20 protein-coding genes and 1 tRNA gene are annotated in these 19,397 nt (G+C 37.1%); 18 read left to right on the forward strand and 3 right to left on the reverse strand.

Going from position 1 to position 19,397, the window contains the following annotated elements:
* Positions 1 to 18 precede the first annotated feature (18 nt).
* The 6 genes from trxB to ACHZEU_RS17965 all read left to right on the forward strand — a co-directional run bounded on the left by trxB (position 19) and on the right by ACHZEU_RS17965 (position 5,065).
* A complete protein-coding gene (trxB, locus tag ACHZEU_RS17940; protein ID WP_259949818.1) occupies positions 19 to 963 on the forward strand; it encodes a thioredoxin-disulfide reductase in 945 nt (314 codons plus the stop codon).
* 348 nt (positions 964 to 1,311) lie between these two features.
* A complete protein-coding gene (locus ACHZEU_RS17945; RefSeq protein ID WP_048390859.1) occupies positions 1,312 to 1,779 on the forward strand; it encodes an 8-oxo-dGTP diphosphatase in 468 nt (155 codons plus the stop codon).
* Positions 1,780 to 1,788: 9 nt separating this feature from the next.
* Positions 1,789 to 2,682: an RNase adapter RapZ gene (gene rapZ / locus ACHZEU_RS17950; RefSeq protein WP_054549566.1), complete on the forward strand. Its 894-nt coding sequence runs from the start codon at positions 1,789 to 1,791 to the stop codon at positions 2,680 to 2,682.
* 4 nt (positions 2,683 to 2,686) lie between these two features.
* On the forward strand, positions 2,687 to 3,682 hold the full coding sequence (gene yvcK / locus ACHZEU_RS17955; RefSeq protein ID WP_054549565.1) for a YvcK family protein: 996 nt from the start codon (positions 2,687 to 2,689) through the stop codon (positions 3,680 to 3,682).
* Positions 3,683 to 3,747: 65 nt separating this feature from the next.
* Positions 3,748 to 4,695 carry a DNA-binding protein WhiA gene (whiA, locus tag ACHZEU_RS17960; protein ID WP_004228019.1) on the forward strand — a complete coding sequence of 316 codons (948 nt, stop codon included), beginning with the start codon at positions 3,748 to 3,750 and terminating at the stop codon, positions 4,693 to 4,695.
* A 112-nt stretch (positions 4,696 to 4,807) separates the two neighbouring features.
* A complete protein-coding gene (locus ACHZEU_RS17965; protein ID WP_004228023.1) occupies positions 4,808 to 5,065 on the forward strand; it encodes an HPr family phosphocarrier protein in 258 nt (85 codons plus the stop codon).
* Positions 5,066 to 5,119: 54 nt separating this feature from the next.
* On the opposite strand, the gene clpP is transcribed toward ACHZEU_RS17965, so the two are convergent.
* A complete protein-coding gene (gene clpP / locus ACHZEU_RS17970) occupies positions 5,120 to 5,710 on the reverse strand; it encodes an ATP-dependent Clp endopeptidase proteolytic subunit ClpP (protein ID WP_004228025.1) in 591 nt (196 codons plus the stop codon).
* Between the two features lie 309 nt (positions 5,711 to 6,019).
* Here clpP and ACHZEU_RS17975 point away from each other — a divergent pair.
* The 4 genes from ACHZEU_RS17975 (at position 6,020) to ACHZEU_RS17990 (ending at position 8,907) form a co-directional block, all read left to right on the forward strand.
* Positions 6,020 to 6,094 (forward strand) — tRNA-Arg (locus ACHZEU_RS17975).
* 499 nt (positions 6,095 to 6,593) lie between these two features.
* Entirely contained in the window at positions 6,594 to 7,391 is a 798-nt protein-coding gene (locus ACHZEU_RS17980; protein ID WP_004228033.1) for a basic amino acid ABC transporter substrate-binding protein, read from the forward strand.
* An 86-nt stretch (positions 7,392 to 7,477) separates the two neighbouring features.
* Entirely contained in the window at positions 7,478 to 8,188 is a 711-nt protein-coding gene (locus ACHZEU_RS17985; RefSeq protein ID WP_004228035.1) for an amino acid ABC transporter permease, read from the forward strand.
* On the forward strand, positions 8,185 to 8,907 hold the full coding sequence (locus tag ACHZEU_RS17990) for an amino acid ABC transporter ATP-binding protein (protein ID WP_048390865.1): 723 nt from the start codon (positions 8,185 to 8,187) through the stop codon (positions 8,905 to 8,907). The genes ACHZEU_RS17985 and ACHZEU_RS17990 overlap by 4 nt, the downstream gene beginning before the upstream one ends.
* 51 nt (positions 8,908 to 8,958) lie before the next feature.
* Here ACHZEU_RS17990 and ACHZEU_RS17995 read toward each other — a convergent pair whose 3' ends face one another.
* Positions 8,959 to 9,573, reverse strand: coding sequence for a spore coat protein (locus tag ACHZEU_RS17995; RefSeq protein WP_004228038.1), 615 nt, complete (start codon positions 9,571 to 9,573; stop codon positions 8,959 to 8,961).
* Between the two features lie 133 nt (positions 9,574 to 9,706).
* On the opposite strand from ACHZEU_RS17995, the gene ACHZEU_RS18000 reads away from it, so the two are divergent.
* The 3 genes from ACHZEU_RS18000 to ACHZEU_RS18010 all read left to right on the forward strand — a co-directional run bounded on the left by ACHZEU_RS18000 (position 9,707) and on the right by ACHZEU_RS18010 (position 13,458).
* Complete coding sequence (locus ACHZEU_RS18000) at positions 9,707 to 10,288, forward strand: LemA family protein (RefSeq protein ID WP_259949813.1); 582 nt, start codon at positions 9,707 to 9,709, stop codon at positions 10,286 to 10,288.
* Positions 10,288 to 11,037, forward strand: a complete 750-nt coding sequence (locus tag ACHZEU_RS18005; protein ID WP_279496067.1) for a TPM domain-containing protein — start codon at positions 10,288 to 10,290, stop codon at positions 11,035 to 11,037. The genes ACHZEU_RS18000 and ACHZEU_RS18005 overlap by 1 nt, the downstream gene beginning before the upstream one ends.
* A gap of 147 nt (positions 11,038 to 11,184) precedes the next feature.
* On the forward strand, positions 11,185 to 13,458 hold the full coding sequence (locus tag ACHZEU_RS18010; protein WP_404803596.1) for a prolyl oligopeptidase family serine peptidase: 2,274 nt from the start codon (positions 11,185 to 11,187) through the stop codon (positions 13,456 to 13,458).
* A gap of 54 nt (positions 13,459 to 13,512) precedes the next feature.
* On the opposite strand, the gene ACHZEU_RS18015 is transcribed toward ACHZEU_RS18010, so the two are convergent.
* Positions 13,513 to 14,883, reverse strand: a complete 1,371-nt coding sequence (locus ACHZEU_RS18015) for a PLP-dependent aminotransferase family protein (RefSeq protein WP_404803597.1) — start codon at positions 14,881 to 14,883, stop codon at positions 13,513 to 13,515.
* Between the two features lie 122 nt (positions 14,884 to 15,005).
* Between ACHZEU_RS18015 and ACHZEU_RS18020 the strand changes: the two genes are divergently transcribed.
* The 5 genes from ACHZEU_RS18020 (at position 15,006) to gap (ending at position 18,964) form a co-directional block, all read left to right on the forward strand.
* Positions 15,006 to 15,923 (forward strand): DMT family transporter, encoded by a 918-nt coding sequence (locus tag ACHZEU_RS18020; protein WP_054549561.1) that lies wholly within the window; start codon positions 15,006 to 15,008, stop codon positions 15,921 to 15,923.
* A gap of 52 nt (positions 15,924 to 15,975) precedes the next feature.
* Positions 15,976 to 16,209 carry a glutaredoxin family protein gene (locus ACHZEU_RS18025; protein ID WP_054549560.1) on the forward strand — a complete coding sequence of 78 codons (234 nt, stop codon included), beginning with the start codon at positions 15,976 to 15,978 and terminating at the stop codon, positions 16,207 to 16,209.
* A 261-nt stretch (positions 16,210 to 16,470) separates the two neighbouring features.
* Entirely contained in the window at positions 16,471 to 16,593 is a 123-nt protein-coding gene (locus ACHZEU_RS18030; protein ID WP_004228055.1) for a hypothetical protein, read from the forward strand.
* Positions 16,594 to 16,768: 175 nt separating this feature from the next.
* On the forward strand, positions 16,769 to 17,821 hold the full coding sequence (locus ACHZEU_RS18035) for a sugar-binding transcriptional regulator (protein ID WP_048390878.1): 1,053 nt from the start codon (positions 16,769 to 16,771) through the stop codon (positions 17,819 to 17,821).
* 126 nt (positions 17,822 to 17,947) lie between these two features.
* On the forward strand, positions 17,948 to 18,964 hold the full coding sequence (gene gap / locus ACHZEU_RS18040; RefSeq protein WP_269897811.1) for a type I glyceraldehyde-3-phosphate dehydrogenase: 1,017 nt from the start codon (positions 17,948 to 17,950) through the stop codon (positions 18,962 to 18,964).
* The last annotated feature ends 433 nt before the right edge of the window (positions 18,965 to 19,397 follow it).

The following is a 19,397-nucleotide window of genomic DNA, read 5'->3' on the forward strand; positions in this document are numbered from 1 at the left end:
GTTTAGGGGGAAGTATTTATGTCGGAAGAAAAAATTTATGATGTAGTAATTATTGGTGCAGGTCCTGCTGGGATGACTGCCGCTGTTTATACATCTCGTGCAAATTTGTCTACTTTAATGATTGAACGTGGCATTCCTGGTGGACAAATGGCAAACACTGAAGAAGTAGAAAACTACCCAGGTTTTGAGACAATTTTAGGACCAGAGCTTTCTACAAAAATGTTTGAGCATGCTAAAAAATTTGGTGCTGAATATGCCTATGGTGATGTAACGGAAGTCATCGATGGAGAAGAATATAAAACAATTAAATCAGGTGCAAAAGAATATAAAACACGTGCCATTATTATCACCACTGGTGCTGAGTATAAAAAAATGGGTGTGCCTGGTGAAAAAGAGCTTGGTGGCCGTGGTGTCAGCTACTGTGCAGTATGTGATGGAGCATTCTTTAAACAAAAAAATCTAGTTGTCGTAGGTGGCGGAGATTCAGCTGTTGAAGAGGGTGTTTATTTAACTCGCTTTGCTGATAAAGTGACAATTGTCCACCGTCGTGATAAATTACGTGCACAAAAAATTCTCCAAGATCGTGCCTTTGCCAATGAAAAAATTGATTTCATTTGGAATGCAACTGTAAAAGAAATCAATGAAGCGAACGGTAAAGTTGGCAGTGTAACACTACAATCAACTGTCGATGGTACAGAATCTGAATTTGCTACAGATGGTGTTTTCGTCTATATAGGTATGCTTCCTTTAACGAAACCATTTGAGTCATTAGGTATTTTAAATGAGGCTGGCTATATTTTGACAAATGAAACGATGGAAACAAAAATTCCAGGTATCTTTGCAGCTGGAGATGTTCGTGAAAAATCACTTCGTCAAATTGTAACAGCAACTGGTGACGGTAGTATTGCCGCGCAAGCTGTTCAACATTATGTAGAAGAGCTATTAGAGAAAATTAATGCCTAATATGGCTATTTTAAGGAAAAAAATACAATTTTAATGTGGTTTTAATATTGCTGTAACTTGAATGACATATAAAAGGTGTATGATTAAAAATGTAATTAGCAATCCCCCTTTTATTTTGTTTAGTAGGTTGTTTCCGCCTCCAATAGGTGGGAGCAACCTACTTTTTTATGTGTAAAAAATCAAATAATAATATCACGATAAACGTAAATTTCGCCCAAGATGAAATGGTTATCTTTGAATAGAACTAAATTGTTAATTGTCTGCGTACAAGAGTTGTAAATGAGGACAAAACTTACAAGGTCTTGTTATAATGAAGAGTAGAATGCAAAAGTGATTAGAGGTGTGCCTATGCAAAGAATTGCAAATTTAATTGCCGTAAAAGACGGTAAAGTATTATTACTTCAGAAACCAAGACGAGGCTGGTATGTAGCTCCAGGAGGGAAAATGGAGAGTGGCGAGTCAATCTTCGAGGCTGCTATTCGAGAGTTTCAAGAAGAGACAAACGTCATACCTTTACATGTTCATTTAAAGGGTGTTTATACGATGATCATTAAAGAAAACAATGACGTAGTGGATGAATGGATGCTCTATACATTTGTTGCAAAGGATGTAGATGGAGTACCATTCGAAGAAACAAGAGAAGGCAAACTTGCATGGCACCCAGTAGAGGATTTAGCACATTTGCCAATGGCTGAAGGAGATCGAACTAATTTACAATTTGCTGTTTCGCAATCAGGCATTCAGTATGGCACGTTTGACTATACAACGAATTTTGAATTACTTCATCAGAAAATACAAATTTCAAAAGAACAATAAAGGAGTTGCATGACAGTGGTGGTTGAAGGCCAACAAAGTACACATGAATTGGTTATTATTACAGGAATGTCTGGGGCTGGGAAAACAGTAGCTATTCAAAGCTTTGAGGATTTAGGGTATTACTGTATTGATAATTTACCACCTGCGTTACTTACAACTTTTTTAACCTTATTAAGAGATTCTGGTAAAAACAGTACCCGAATTGCAGCAGTAATGGATATGCGCGGAGGCGACTTTTTTGATGCTCTAATTGGCGCATTAGACCATATACTAAAAGAAGGCGATATTGTTGCTCGTATTTTATTTTTAGATGCGGATGATGCTACATTAGTCAGACGGTATAAAGAAACAAGACGTGCACATCCATTAGCAGTGAATGGTTTACCTCTAGATGGAATTAAACAGGAACGAGTACTTTTATCTGAAGTAAAGGGTCGTGCCAATTTTGTTTATAACACATCTAACATGAAACCAAAGCAATTACGTGAAAAAATCGTAAAAGAATTTGCAAGTGAGGCAGATACTATTTTTACCGTTAACATTATGTCCTTTGGCTTTAAACATGGTATGCCGATTGATGCGGACTTAGTGTTTGATGTTCGTTTTCTTAAAAACCCATACTATGTGGAGGAGCTACGTCCAAAAACGGGTCTTCAAACAGAGGTATCTTCTTATGTGTTAGCGTTGGAAGATACGCAAATCCTTATACAAAAACTGACGGATTTATTAGACTTTATGATTCCTCTCTATCGACAAGAAGGTAAATCACAGCTTGTTATTGCTTTTGGTTGTACTGGGGGCCAGCATCGCTCAGTGACATTAGCAGAATTTTTTGGTGCATATTTTGCGGGCAAGGAAAATACGGTTATTACGCATCGTGATATTAATCGTAGAAAGGAATGAGTGAATGGGGAAAAAGCAAACAAAGCTTGTGGTAATTGGTGGTGGCACAGGGCTCTCCACGTTACTTCGCGGTCTGAAGCATCACCCATTTGATATTACTGCTATCGTAACAGTAGCAGATGATGGTGGATCTTCAGGTCGTTTACGTGATGATTACGATATCCCACCTCCTGGTGATGTACGCAATGTGATTGCAGCATTATCAGATATTGAGCCCCTTGTAGAGCAAATGTTTCAATACCGTTTTTCGGCATCTGAAGACTTACGAGGTCACTCCTTAGGGAATTTAATGCTTACAGCCCTTACTGATATTACTGGTGATTTCAATCATGCTATCAGTGAGATGGGAAAGGTTTTAAAAGTTCATGGTCGAGTTATTCCAGCAGCTAATAAAAAAATCACCCTACATGCTGTGCTTGAGGACGGTTCAATTATCGAGGGAGAATCAAAAATCCCGACAGCGACGAAACGCATTAATCGCGTTTTTTTAGTACCTGAAAATGTGCAACCGTTGCCAGAAGCTATTCGTGCAATACTTCGTGCAGATTATATTTTAATAGGACCAGGAAGCTTATATACAAGTATTATTCCGAATTTGCTTGTTAAGGAAATAGGTGAAGCAGTTGTTAAGGCTAAAGGAAGAAAAATATATGTTTGTAATTTAATGACACAAAAGGGTGAAACCATTTCTTATACAGCAGGTGATCATGTAACAGCCATACATAAGCATGTTGGCCATGATTTTATCGATTCCATCTTAGTAAATGATGAAGAACTCCCTAACCCTGTAAAAGAACTGTATAAAGAAGAAAGAGCGGAACCAGTAACATTTGACGTAGCAAAGCTTGAAAGTATGGGATTAGAAGTTATCAAACGAGACATTGCTACAATTCGACCTGATGGAACGGTTCGACATAATGCTACAAATGTTGCAGAATGGCTGGTAGATTATGCTGATATTTACCATCAAAAAGTAAGAGGACCAATAATAGAAACATAATGGCTTTATTGTATATGGTAAGATGAACATATACATAGAAATCATGATTGAAAGGGGGGCGTGATATGTCTTTTGCTTCTGAAACAAAAAAAGAATTGACACAAATAGAAGCGGACAATCATTGTATGAAAGCAGAAGTTTCTGCCCTAATTCGTATGAATGGTTCATTATCCTTTGCAAATAAACAACTAAGCTTAGACGTGCAAACCGAAAACGCTGCAATTGCCAGAAGACTATATACGATTATGAAAAAATTGTATCCGTACAATGTTGAATTACTTGTTCGTAAGAAAATGCGATTGAAAAAAAATAATGTGTATATATGCCGTGTAAGAGAAGGAGCGCGTGAGCTATTAATTGATTTAGAAATCATCTCAGACGACTTTCAATTTAACCATACTATCTCAAGAAAGCTCATTCAAAAGAGCGGCCAAAAAAGAGCTTATTTAAGAGGAGCCTTTTTAGCAGGAGGTTCCGTCAATAATCCAGAAACATCGGCTTATCATTTAGAGGTTTATTCTTTATATAAAGAACATGGTGAGGCATTAATGGATTTGATGAATGAATTTGAACTCAATGCCAAAACAATTGAACGTAAAAAAGGCTTTGTAACTTACTTAAAAGAAGCAGAAAAAATTTCAGATTTCCTTAATATTGTTGGAGCGCATCAGGCTATGATGAAATTTGAAGATGTTCGGATTTTGCGAGATATGCGTAATAGTGTCAACCGTATTGTGAACTGTGAAACTGCCAATTTAAATAAAACCATTGGAGCAGCATTACGGCAGGTTGAGAATATTCGATTTATTGAAAATTCAATTGGTCTTGATCAACTACCGGAGAAGCTTCGTGAAATAGCACGTCTCCGTGTTGAATACCAAGATGTGACATTAAAAGAGCTTGGTGAAATGGTATCTAGTGGAACGGTTAGTAAATCAGGTGTTAACCATCGATTGAGAAAAATTGATGAGATTGCGGATGCATTAAGGCGTGGTGAAAAAATAGGTGGTTAAGTTATCATACTTTTCAGGTATGAATGTCATGCTAATCGCTTATTGTTCTTTTGCCAGTAAGTAAGGTAAGATAAAACTAATAGACGAACGGTAGTGAAGGGGAGTTTTGAGAATGATTGAGAGAAGAGTCCAGGTTAAATTAAAATTAGGACTACAAGCTAGACAAGCAGCACTATTTGTGCAAGAAGCAAATCGTTTTAGTGCTGATATCTTTCTAGAAAAAGATGAGAAAAAAGTAAATGCCAAATCCATTATGGGTGTTATGAGCTTAGCAGTTGCTAAAGGTACCGAAGTGACTTTAAGCAGTGAAGGTAACGATGCTGAGCAAGCGGTTACAGCATTGGCAACAATTATTGAAAATGAAGATTAACATTCATTAAATACAAAAGGCATCACAGAGCAATTCTGTGATGCCTTCTATTTTTTATTTATTATCGCTACGGTGCATAATATGATCGATTAAACCGTATTCTTTTGCACGTTCAGCAGTCATGAAGTTATCACGATCTGTGTCTCTTGCAATGACTTCAAGTGGTTGACCAGTGCGTTCAGATAAAATGCCATTTAATTTCTCACGTAAGAATAGAATACGTTTAGCAGCAATTTCAATTTCTGTCGCTTGACCTTGTGCACCACCTAGTGGTTGGTGAATCATGACTTCAGCATTTGGTAAGGCAAAACGTTTACCAGGTTCTCCAGCTGCAAGTAGGAAAGCACCCATTGATGCAGCCATACCAATACAAATTGTTTGTACCTGTGGTTTAATGATTTGCATTGTGTCATAGATAGCCATACCAGCCGTAATGGATCCGCCAGGTGAGTTAATATAAAGAGAGATATCTTTATCTGGATCTTCTGCTTGTAGGAAAAGAAGCTGAGCGACAATGGAGTTAGCAACATTGTCATCAATAGCACTTCCTAAAAGGATAATACGGTCTTTAAGTAGACGTGAATAAATGTCATATGCACGCTCACCACGACTAGTTTGTTCAATAACTGTAGGAATTAAATTCATGTTAAATCCTCCTTAAAAAGCTAAATTCGAATACCTTTGCTGAAAATTTTCCTTTGTATTTCAGCTGTATCCTTATCATACACATTATAGTCAGGGAAGGTCAAATATTAACCCTGCTAAAGTGAAATTAAAAAAAATAAATTGTTTTTGCATTCTATGGTTGAATTATATAGGATAGGCTTGTATAATGATTAAGGTTATAAGGTTTAAAGTACAGGACACTATTTTGCAGGTATGCTTCAAAAATGAGGGTTATCTACATCATGCTTTTCGTAAGCCTAGAGTGAGTACTTTTTTTTTGTGTCTTTTGCCCTCGTGGTGTAATGGATAACACGTAAGATTCCGGTTCTTGCACTGGGGGTTCGATTCCCTCCGAGGGCGCCATTTTACTGATCAATTGATATACTGTTATAGCTCATCTCCTAATAAGTAGTTTAGCAGCCTGCTTACTGGAGATCGAGAGGAAGAATAAAGGGAATACTGTCCTAGTTGGCATTATTCCCCTATTTATTCCTTTCAAACCTTCAAAAAAGCAACAACTCCAAATTATTTTTTAGTGAACATACTGTACGTGAGACTAGTAATAGTCGAAAAAAAAGAATCCTATCTGAGGGGATTCTTTTTTTTTGCCTAAATTTATCGAAATTTGGCATGGTTCTTATTGTATATATATTAGTTTTAGGTTAATTTTCTTGTTATTTATACATGTTTTTTCAAATTATATGAATTTATTATAAATTTATATGAAAAAATATTTAATTTTATGCGAAAAGTTGTTGTCTAAATACTATAATGTTAATATAATTGACCTAATAGTCTAACATTTCCGAATTGCGAAAAATAATACGTAATTCGGAAAATTATCGAACTAGGGGGAAATACAATGAAAAAAACAGGTTGGATGTTACTGATGATTATTGCAGCTTTAACATTAGCACTTGCAGGTTGTGGTACAAAAGATGATGCATCTTCAGGTAGCTCATCTTCAGAAGATGGTGGAGATGGCAAAAAGGTTTACAAAGTAGGTACTGAGGCAACTTTTGCACCATTTGAATCTGTTGACGATTCAGGGAAAATTGTAGGGATTGATGTCGATATTCTACAAGCTATTGCAGATGAGATGGACTTTGAGGTTGAGTGGAATAATATTGGATGGGAGCCAGTGTTCCAAACAATTAAGAACGGTGAAACAGATATCGGTGCTTCTGGAATCACAATTACGGAAGAGCGTAAAGAATCATTTGATTTTACAGAACCGTATTATGAGTCTCAGTTATTAATTGTTGTGAAAGAAGATTCAAAGATTAAATCTCTTGATGAATTAAAAGATAAAAAAGTATCTGTACAAATCAATGCAACTGGTCATATGGCAGCGAAAAAGCTACAAGGGGAAGCAAGTACAAATATTATGGCTTTTGAAAGTCAGCCAATCGCTATCCAAGAGATGCTAAATGGTAATGTTGATGCAGCTATCGGAGATAATGCAGTAGTTTATGAATATATCAAAGCTCACCCAGATCAAAAACTAAAAGTAATTGAAGATGATGCATTCGAAAAAGAATACTATGGCTTCATGGTTCAAAAAGGGAATAAAGAATTGCTAGATAAATTAAACGAAGGTCTTAAAAAGATTAAAGAAAACGGTAAATTAAAAGAAATTACAGGCATTGATTTTCAATAAAAATGAATGAAATGATGCTACTAACATAGTAACTGTGCTAACAGCTCATTTATTAATTGTAATTTAAAGGGGAATGGGGTTTTCGGATGGACATCTTTGACTTACGCTGGGACATTGTCTGGAACTACCGAGATATGTTTATACGAGGTATTGGCGTAACACTTATTTTGACACTTAGTGGTTATTTTGGCGGTATTCTATTAGGACTATTTTTAGGCCTTGGAAAATTATCGAGTAAAAAATGGATTTATTGGCCATCTAAACTATATATCGATTTATTCCGTGGAACACCGATGCTTGTACAAATCTTGTTAATTCACTTAGCAGTTATTCCAACAATTTTTGGTCATTCTTTAGGTTATATGGTATCAGGGATTACAGCGCTTATTTTAAACTGTGCTGCTTATAATGCGGAAATTTTCCGTGCAGGGATTCAAAGTATTGCAAAAGGGCAAATGGAGGCTGCTCGCTCTCTTGGATTAACGCATAACCAAGCGATGCGTAAGGTCATTTTACCTCAAGCATTTAGACGTATGATTCCGCCATTGGGCAATGAATTTATTGCATTATTAAAAGATTCTTCACTCGTAACTGTAATTGCAGCACCAGATATTTTATACGCTAGTAAGGTCGTAGCTGGTGCAAGCTTCCGCTTCTGGGAACCGTATATCGTTGCAGCATTATTATATTTAGTGTTGACATATGGTGTAACGAAGATTGTAGCATTTATCGAGAAACGATTTAGCAATAGCTATGTCCCTCGTAAAGCTAAGGTAGAAGGGCGGGAAGCTAGATGATAAAAATTGAAAACCTACACAAATACTTTGGCAAGCTTGAAGTATTAAAAGGAATCGATTATGAAATTCAAGAAAAACAAGTTGTCTGTGTTATTGGGCCGTCTGGTTCAGGAAAAAGTACATTTCTCCGTTGCATCAATATGTTAGAAGAAGTAACGGATGGTGCTATTTATATTGAAAATGTAAAAATTAATGATCCTAAAACGAATATCAATGAAATTCGCGCTGAAGTGGGTATGGTGTTTCAACAATTTAACTTATTCCCGCATATGACAGTTATCGATAATGTCACGATGGCACCTATGCAAATTCGTAAAATGAATCGTACAGACGCAGAAGCTTTAGGACATGAGCTATTAAAAAAGGTCGGGCTCGACAGCAAGGCCTATAATTATCCTGAGCAGCTATCAGGTGGTCAGCAACAACGTGTGGCGATTGCTCGTGCCTTAGCAATGAAGCCAAAAGCTATTTTATTTGACGAGCCAACTTCAGCACTTGACCCTGAAATGGTAAAAGAGGTGCTAGATGTTATGAAAAATCTAGCAGCTGAAGGGATGACAATGGTAGTTGTGACACATGAAATGGGCTTTGCTCGTGAAGTAGGTGATCGAGTAGTCTTCATGGATGGGGGCTATATTGTAGAAGAAGGGTCTCCAGAGGAACTATTCGGCAATCCCCAAAGCGACCGTACGAAAGCGTTTTTAGGAAAAGTATTATAAAGCTGAAAAAGCGAACGACATGCTCGTTCGCTTTTTTTGTGCTGTTCTTATTTAATGAAGGGGATTAGATGTTGTGTCGAATGCATTCAGCATCGTTTGCATATCCTGTTGGGAATACTGAGGCACCTGATAATAGCCGTGTTTATTTTGATAAATGGATAATTCGTATCCCATTTCAATACAGTTAGGAATACTATCCGCAACAACGCGACGAACTACAGGGTTTGTTGTCTCCAACGCAGCAGTTGTCATACATTTCGCTGCTCCTTTTTGAGCTCCAAGTAAAAATCCAGAAATAGCTTCATCATTAATTTCATTAGCGTTTTGCATCGGCTTTTTTGGTTGACCAGGATTTAGGCCATATTTGAAATCATTTCCTGTTTCCATTTGGTAGCGTCCTGTTGGAACAGATGGATCGTGTCCTGTTTTAAAGGACTCTACGATCGTATTGTACATACCAAGAGTGAAATTATATTGGCGATCCAAAATGTTGAGTAATTCAGGATCTTTTACATGGGGACGCAAAATAATCGCTTGGTTCATACCTGCAATAATTTCGCCAATTGTTTCATGCATGTCCATCATTTCATGTCCACCATGATTTAGGCTATGTTGTTGATTTAAATTTGTTTGGTTTGATGATTCATTGTAAAACGATTGTGACAAAAAAAACGCCTCCTCAATAATTTTTTGTTGCAGTATTTAGTATGTCGTGTCAATTCAATTTCATACGGTATAAATGTAAAGGTAAAAATGTAGACTAAAGATAGAAGGAAAAGCAAGTCAAGGAGGATTAAAATTGAAAAAGTTACTTGGACCAATTGGAATAATTGTCATCATTCTTGTTGTAATCGCCTTATTATTTATACCTAAATACAATAGTCTGGTGACAGCCGAGGAAAATGTTGATTCTAAATGGGCACAAGTTGAAAATCAGCTCCAACGTCGCTATGATTTGATTCCCAATCTAGTGGAATCTGTGAAAGGCTATGCGAATCATGAGCAAGAGGTGATAGCGAATATTACGGAGGCACGTGCACAAATGGGAAGTGCAAGCTCACCAGAGGAGCAAGCTGTTGCCAATGATGCTTTAACTGGCGCTCTTAGTCGTTTACTAGTAGTTGTAGAAAATTACCCAAACTTAAAGGCAGATGCAAACTTCCGCCAGTTAATGGATGAGCTAGCAGGTACAGAAAATCGTCTGGCAGTAGCACGTGAGGATTACAATAATGAGGTGCAGCAATTCAATAAACATGTTAAACGTTTCCCGGGGAATTTGATGGCAGGGATGTTTGGCTTTGAACAAAAAGAATACTTTAAAGCCACAGCAGGAGCGGACAAAGCACCATCTATCGATTTTAGTCAATCGGGTACACAATAATGAAACGTTGCATTGTACAGATGATCATCGTTTGTTCGGTGCTTCTTTTTTTCTCGAATCTAGCAGAAGCAACGATGCCATCACCGATGAAAAATACGTATATACATGACTTTGCCAATGTAATTTCTGCGAATGTCAAAGAAGAGATAAATCAATATTCTGAGCAGTTGGATCAAGGCACGGGTGCTGAAATCATGGTAGTCACAGTTGATAGTCTTCATGGACAAGAGCCGAAAATGTATGCGACAAAATTGATTCGGTCATGGGGCATTGGTGACAAGGATAAAAATAACGGTGTCCTAATTTTAGCTACCTTAGGTCAAGGGGAAGGAAATAACGACGTTGTAATTGCCGTGGGTCAGGGACTAGAAGGAGCATTACCAGATGGTAAATTAGGACGCATTTTAGATAATGCATTTTATCCCTCAGCAAGTGCTGGTAATCTAGATCAAGCATTTCAAGCAACCTATTCTGAAGTTTTTCGCGCTGTTGCCCAAGAGTATAATTGGAACGGTGATTTGCCAGCGCAAACAAAAGAAGAGGATGACATACCCACTTGGTTAATTATCCTAATCATTATCGTTGTTATTATTATCTATTCATTCTTTTCGAAAGGCGGCGGAGGTCCTCGCTCTGGAGGCTATGGCGGTTATCCAGGAAGTTTTGGTGGAGGACATTCGAATAGAGGAGGCTTTGGCGGATTTGGTGGCGGATCTTCTGCTGGTGGGGGAGCAAGCAGGAAATTTTAATAGAGGTATGGCGAACTATTCTATATAGTTCGCTTTCATTTTGGCTTAATTAAAAACCTCTCAATTATTGACAATAATGCTAGAATTGTTATAATTTAAATATATCGACAAACGATATAGCGTAAACTGATATAGGGAGGAATCATTTTGAAAAAAAGATTTTTATCTGCATCGTTAGCAATTATTTTAACAACCTCTGTAGTTATTCCTGCAACAATGCAAGAAGTCCGTGCTGCAAATGAAACTAATAGCACAGTAACAGCACAAGAAGAACGTGTGTCAGCGCAGGAATTTTTGAATTTAGCTGTAACAACTTTAACATTCCAACACGGTTCAGATTCAATGCGTCAACAAATTATTGATAAATGGGTCAAGGCTGGAGAATTCACAGATTTAAGTTTGACAATTAAACGTGATGAAGCGGCTCGTATTTTAGTTAGAGCGTTAAATAAAGAAGAAAAAGAAGCTTCGCTTGCTGACTATTTAGAGAAGGCCAATAAGATTGGTTTATTTAATGGCTTATCATTAAATACAGAAGCAATTTCAAAACAAGATGCAGTAAAAATATTAAACAATGCAAAACAAATAAAAAATGGTTCCAATCATGAAGGTGTAAAGGAAATTTCAGTTGAAGACTTTATGAAAAATCCTGGTAATTTTGGTTATGAACTTTCGCCAGATGGCAATTACATTACTTTTTCCTCTGCTTGGGAGAACAGATCCAATGTTTTCGTGAAAAAGATGAATGATGATAGTGAGCCTGTTCGTGTTTCCAATTCAAAAGATCGGGACGTTGCAGGATTTTACTGGAAGGATAATAATTTACTATACGTAAAGGATAAAGGTGGAGATGAAAACTTCCATATTTATTCTACAACATTTAATGGCTCTGAGGAAAAAGATCTAACGCCATATCCAAATGTCACAGTTGGGATATTAAGTGGTCTACAGGGTGTTAAAGATGAAATTCTTATCATGATGAATAAGGAAGATGCAACAGTTTTTGATGTCTACAAGTTGAATGTAAAGACTGGGGAAACAACTCACGTTGCAAAAAATCCGGGTAATATTACGAGCTGGCTAGCAGATCGCAATGGAAATGTACGAATTGCTGTAGCCTCAGATGGTGTGGAAGGAACGATTCTTTATCGAGATTCTGAAAAGGATGAATTCAAGCCATTTATTGAAATGGAAGCTGGAGATGAAGTAATGCCACTAGCTTTCTCAAAAGACAATCAATACATTTACGCTACATCTAACAAAGGTAGAGACAAAGTAGAAGTTGTGAAATACGACTTAAAAGGTAATGAAGAAGTAATTATGTCTAATGATCAAGTAGATGTTTCTGGTGTCTTATATAGTGCCGAACACGATAAATTGCTATATGGTGCGTATATAACAGATAAACCACATTACCAATTCTTTGATGAGAACTTTGAAAAGCTTTTCCGTAAAATCCAAAGCAAGCTGAATGTGCATGAAAGTGAGCTTGGTATCAACGATTACAATAAAGAAATGACAAAATTTATTGTGAGTGTTTCAAGTGATACTGTCTATGGAAAATATTATTATTACGATTCTACGACAGATGAATTAACCGAGTTGGCCACTTTAAGCCCTTGGTTAAATCCGAATGAACTGGCAGAAATGCATCCAATTTCATATAAGAGCCGAGATGGCTTAACGATTAATGGCTATTTAACTTTACCGAAAAATAAAGAAGCGAAAGATCTCCCTCTTATTGTCAATCCTCATGGTGGGCCTTGGGCACGTGATATGTGGGGCTTCAATCCAGAAGTACAATTATTAGCTAATCGTGGCTATGCAGTGCTACAGGTGAATTTCCGTTCGTCAACTGGATATGGTAAAGAATTCCTTCAGGCTGGTAATAAACAATGGGGTCTGAAGATTCAAGATGACATCACTGATGGTGTCCAATGGGCAATTGACCAAGGCATTGCAGACCCTGATCGCATCGGTATTTATGGGGCATCATTTGGTGGTTATGCAACATTAGCGGGTATTACGTATACACCTGATTTATATGCTKCTGCAGTTGATTATGTAGGGGTATCTAACATATTTACATTATTAAATACCATCCCTCCTTACTGGGAAACTATGCGTAACATGTTTTATGAGCGTGTAGGTCATCCAGAGAAAGACAAAGAATTGTTAACTGCTGTTTCACCAGTTTTCCATGCAGATAAAATCAAAACACCATTATTTGTCGCACAAGGAGCAAATGACCCACGTGTGAACAAAGCAGAATCCGATCAAATTGTGGAAGCCTTACGCGCTAGAGGTGTGGATGTAGAGTACATGCTAAAAGATAATGAAGGACATGGCTTTGCAAATGAGGAAAATAGAATTGAATTCTATAATGCCATGGTAAAATTCTTCGATAGTCATTTAAAATAATTTAAAACGAAAGGCATTGATGTGTAGCTTGCTCACAATCAATGCCTTTTTTAATTACAATAGGTGAATGGGATTTGGATAACGCATTTTACGTTCAAATGATGAAATGCAAAGTTCTAGCTCCTCAATACCAGTATAAATTAATGGTTCATCTACCTGAGAAATACTTAAACGAATAAGATTATCTTTTTTAAATTCTGGTAGATACATTCTAGCAGCGTCATCCATCAATATATTTTTGTCCTTTAATAAATGAACCACCTGCCTAGCACTTACATTATCAGGAAGAACAACGGAAAGATAAAAGCCTGATACTGGTTTCGTATAGTTAGTAGAGGTGGGAAGTAATGATTCGCAAGCCTCCTGTAAAACGCTCATTTTTCTTACATAAAGCTCTTTAATCTTTTTAATATGACTATTAAACATACCGCTTTTTAAATAAATGTCTAAGGCACCCTGCGAGAGCACAGAGCTATTGAAATCAGCACTAAATTTATAACGTAGAAAATGATTTGTCATTATAGTGGGAAGGACGACTGTCGCTACTCTTAAACCCGGAAGAAATACCTTTGAAAAGCTTTTAATATAAATAACCCTGCCAGTGGGATTAAAAGAAAAAAACGGATCCGCTTTTTTATTAGGATCTAAATCTCCTAAAAAATCATCCTCCACAATATAAACATCATATTTTTCTGCTAATTCCACAATCTTTCTTTTTTCGTCATTTGTATAGCTATGACCAAGAGGATTATGGAATCTCGGCACAGTATAAAAAAACTTAATGTCATTATTGCGAAAAATATAGTCAAGACGATCTAAATCAATGCCCTCCATTGTTAAATCAATCCCAAAAGTTGTAGCTTGTTGCAGATGGACAGATTCTATAAAACCAAAATAGGTAGGTTGTTCTATTAATATATTATTTTTACCATTTGGAAAAGGCATTGCCGCTAGTAAATGTAATGCTTGCTGTGAACCCGAAACAATAAATAATCGATCAGGTTCAGTAAAGACCTGTAAGTCCTGTAGATACTTAGCCAATTGTACACGCAGCGAGTAAAGCCCTTGCTGATCACTGTAACTAAATAATTCTTCTTTAAATGTGTCAATAGCTTGATTGATGCAATGCTGAAATTCAATATAGGGCATAATGCTTTTGTCTGGGCCAGCTGATAAAAAATCAATAACTTGTTGGTTTGTAGTTGGTTGCTCTATGTTATTCACAACATAATAGCCACTTTTGGGTTTGGAAAAAATAAGATGCTCCTTTTCTAATTCATTATACGCTCTTATCACTGTATTTTTACTGCAGGAAAATTGCTCAGACAGTTGTCGAACGGAAGGTAGTTTACTGCCTGCAAGGAGCACACCATTAGCAAGCTGCTCTTTAATGTCCTCTACAACTTCTAAATATTTTGCAATCATCATCCTTCCTCCTTTATCTGTACCAGGACAGTTGGTAGAAAATTCTGTTTATTTTTGGGGTAGCGCCACTTACTATGGATTATACCAGGGACAGATGGAGAGGAAAATGAAAGGATGAGAACATGCAGGATAAAAGAAAAGAAAAAATAGGTTTGCTGTTAGGATTTGTGGGCGTAATTTGCTTTAGTCTAACGTTACCTGCAACAAGTACAGCTGTACCATATTTTGGAGCGACAATTGTAGGATTGGGGAGAGCTGTCATTGCGGCGTTCATCGTAGCCATTGTTTTACTTGTAAGAAAAGAAAGACTACCGACTGCTAGACAATTTAAAAGCTTGATAATAGTATCCTTTGGCGCTGTATTAGGGTTTCCTTTACTTACATCTTGGGCAATGATAAGGTTACCAGTTTCTCACGGAGCGGTAGAATTAGCACTTTTACCTTTAGCGACTGCGGGCTTTGCTTTATTCAGAGCAGGTGAACGTCCCTCATTTAAGTTTTGGTTATCGAGTGTTATTGGGGCTATAGCCGTTATTATTTATGCTAGCTTTTTAGGCTTAGGCCAATTACATATGGCAGATCTAGCATTATTAGCAGCAGTTGTAATATTAGGTCTTAGCTATGCAGAAGGAGGACAGTTAGCGAAGGAATTAGGGAGCTGGCAGGTGATTGCTTGGGCTATTTTGATGGCGGCTCCCTTTTTTATTGTCCCTGTCATTTCCCAATTTTCCTTGGAAATGCTACATGCCCCTCTTACAGCGTGGGTTAGCCTGTTATATTTAGCTGTTGTCAGTCAGTTTTTAGCATATGTTGCTTGGTATGGGGGAATGGCTTTAGGAGGTATTGCAAGAGTTAGTCAGATCCAATATTTACAGCCATTTTTAATGATTCTTTTTGCTACGCTATTTTTAAATGAATCCATCTCTTGGTTTACGATCGTCGTGGCAATGATTGTCGTGATTTCCGTCATTGTTGGCAAAAATACAACCATTACAAAGAAGGATGCTAAGACAGCTCAAATAAACATCATCAAAGAATAGTAGCCATTTCTACATTGCCACATCGTTTATAATAAAGGAGGAGGTGCTATCTATGAAAATTAAATTTTTTAGTCGGGCGAATTGTCCTTTATGTGTAGAAGGATTACAGACATTAAAGCTTGTTCAGGAAGATGTTCTATTTGATATTGAAATAATTGATATAGAGCAGGATGATCGTATACATGAAAAATATATGCTAATGATTCCGGTAGTTGAAAAAGAGGGTGTCGTCATTCAGTATGGTCATTTAGATTATGCCACGTTAATGGAGCGATTAGGCAGTTAATCTACTGAAAGTATAAAGAATTATTAACGGTATAAATGACTTTATTATTAGCTGTCATTCTCACAATTCACAAATTGTTCAATGAAAGCGGTTTGAATTTGAACAGTTTGTGAAGACCTTCACATTAGACTTTCTTTTCCTAAAAATCGGAGTAGAATAGGTATCAAGTAAGAAGTTGTTATAAAACAGTTTAGCAAATGTATCACAAATTTTAGTGGTTGTTATATTACAAAAATGAATGATGTGAAGGGAGATTTTACAATGTGGGTTATTACAGTATTTGAGAAAAAGGACGTTCGTATTTTTGAATTTACAAATAAAACTGAAGCAACAAAAGCTTTAGAAGGTTTTAAAAAGAATGCGATTTTATCTTTCACTAAATAAGTTCAACAAAGTCTTGTAGCTGTTTTTAGAGCTATGAGGCTTTTTTTTATCCAGAACAATACAACTACTTGCACTTTAAAACAATGCATATTATAATAAAAGCATAAGTGGGACACAAAATAATTAAGTGGGTTAAAAACAAACCCACCACTATTAATTAGGGGAGTAGATAGATATGTTAACTGTTCCAGAGGCACAGCAAAGGCTACTTCCTGAAATGTATCCGCTTCTGCAAGCAAGATATCGAATATTGCAAGCCGTTCAACTTATGCAACCAATCGGGCGACGTACACTAGCTGATTCACTGAAAATGACAGAAAGAGAAATACGCAAAGAAACTGATATTTTACGTGAACAAGGGTTATTAGATGCGCAAAAGTCGGGTATGGTATGTACAGATGATGGTGATATAGTCATTGAAAAATTAAGAGCTATCGTTTATGAATGGTCTGGTTTAACCCAGCTTGCAAAAGTGCTTGAAAGCCACTTTGGCATTCAACGTGTAGTCGTAGTTCCTGGTGATTACAATGAGGATCATACAATCCTAAGCATGCTAGGCAAAGAAGCAGCATTGCAATTTATGTCGGCTGCTTTTGATGAGCAAGTTGTAGCTGTCACTGGTGGAAAATCTGTTGCCTCACTTGCACAGTTTTTACATCCTTTAGACGGACAAAAGGATATCACTTTTGTAGCTGCACGTGGGGGGATTGGACATGAAATGCAAATGCAGGCCAATACACTTGTTGCAACATTTGCCATGCAAATGGAAACACAATACCGTACTTTATTTTTACCAGAGCATTTAAGTGAGCAAGCTTATCAAGCGATGCTAACAGAGCCGATGGTAACAGAAATGATGGCCTTCTATGATCAAGCAGATTGCGTCATTCATGGGATTGGCTCTGCAGAGGAAATGGCGATTCGTCGTAACTCATCTCCTGAGGATTTGCGAATTCTTGAGGAAAAAGGCGCTGTGAGTGAGGCTTTCGGCTATTATTTCAATGCCGATGGAGAAATAGTACATCGTATACGCACAATTGGTATCCAGCTTGAGCAGGTACAAAACAGTGAGCAGGTCATTGCAGTTGCAGCAGGAAAACAGAAGGTCAATGCAATGCTTTCTTATTTCAAAGTAGCACCTAAGCAAACCATATTTGTAACAGATGAAGCAGCGGCCAAAGCAATTGCTGCTAAAATATCTTCTATAGAAAATAAGCATCTTGAATGATGGCAAAGTTGTAAACATGTCACTCGATCTCAGAAAGTGCTAAAGCATTTTTTGAATGAGCATAAAGTAAATTTTGATGTCTCTATTCATAGAGACAGACATCACACATTATTGGAGGAATTAACAATGGCATTAAAATTAGCGATTAATGGATTTGGACGTATTGGACGTTTAGTATTTCGTGAGGCAATGAAGCATGATGAATTTGAAGTAGTAGCCGTAAACGACTTAACAGATGCTGGTCAGCTTGCGCACTTATTGAAATATGATTCAGTACACGGTATCTATGATGCTGAAGTCAATGCAGATGAAGATTCTTTCGTAGTAAATGGTCAACGTGTAAAAGTATATGCTGAAAAAGATCCTGCCCAATTACCATGGGGCGAATTAGGCGTAGATGTAGTGCTTGAATGTACTGGTCGATTCCGTTCAATGGAAGAAGTAGGCAAGCATATTGAAGCAGGGGCGAAAAAAGCGATTCTATCGGCACCAGCAAAAGGCGCAATGCCTACATTTGTTATGGGTGTAAACCATGAGGATTATAACCCAGCAACTGATGATGTGATCTCCAATGCTTCTTGTACAACTAACTGTCTAGCACCAGTAGCTAAAGTGCTTGATGAGAAATTTGGCATTGAACGTGGTATGATGACAACAATTCACTCTTATACAAATGACCAACGAATTCTAGACTTCCCACACTCTGACCCTCGTCGTGCACGTGCCGGAGCGGTGTCTATGATTCCAACAACAACAGGTGCAGCGATAGCTGTATCAAAAGTATTACCACAATTAAAAGGTAAGCTAGATGGTTTCTCTATGCGTGTGCCAACGCCTAACGTATCATGTGTTGACTTAGTTGTAGAGCTAAAAGCAGATGTATCGAAAGAAACAATTAATGCAGCATTAAAAGAAGCTTCTGAAAATGAATTAAAAGGCATTTTAGATTACAATGAGCTACCATTAGTATCAATTGATTATAACGGTAACCATTATTCTTCTACGGTAGATGGCCTTTCAACAATGGTGTTAGAAAACAAAATGGTGAAAGTTTTAGCTTGGTATGATAACGAAATTGGTTACTCTACTCGCTTAATGGACCTAGCTTTATACATTGCTGAACAAGGCTTAAACCATAAATAAGTATCATATTTCGACATTTTGAGTAAAAAGTGTGACATATTACTGCTTTTTATGCACAAAAAGTATAGCCTTTATAATATCGAATAGATATAATATACAAGGGTATTGGGAGTAAGGGATAACCCTTACTCCTTTTTTTCTAGATTCAGCAGAAAACCCCACCTCTATAGGTAATGAGATGATTACACAAATGACTCTCTTGATTCATTGGTGTTCAATCACCGACTGAATCAAGATAAAAGCTCAGCGAATGTCACAGATTTTGAAGAGGAATGTTTCGAGCAAGTTCAAAAAAAATCTGGACGCAATTACGCTGAGGCGTAATTGATACATGTTGATTGCAAGACATAACAGTTAACTTTTGCTACTATAAAAACAAGTATTAGGGTTCATTATCAAAAGTTGGAGAATCATACTTACACGAGATAGTGAC

Source organism: Lysinibacillus sp. S1 (genome assembly GCF_044986265.1).
GTDB lineage: Bacteria > Bacillota > Bacilli > Bacillales_A > Planococcaceae > Lysinibacillus > Lysinibacillus capsici.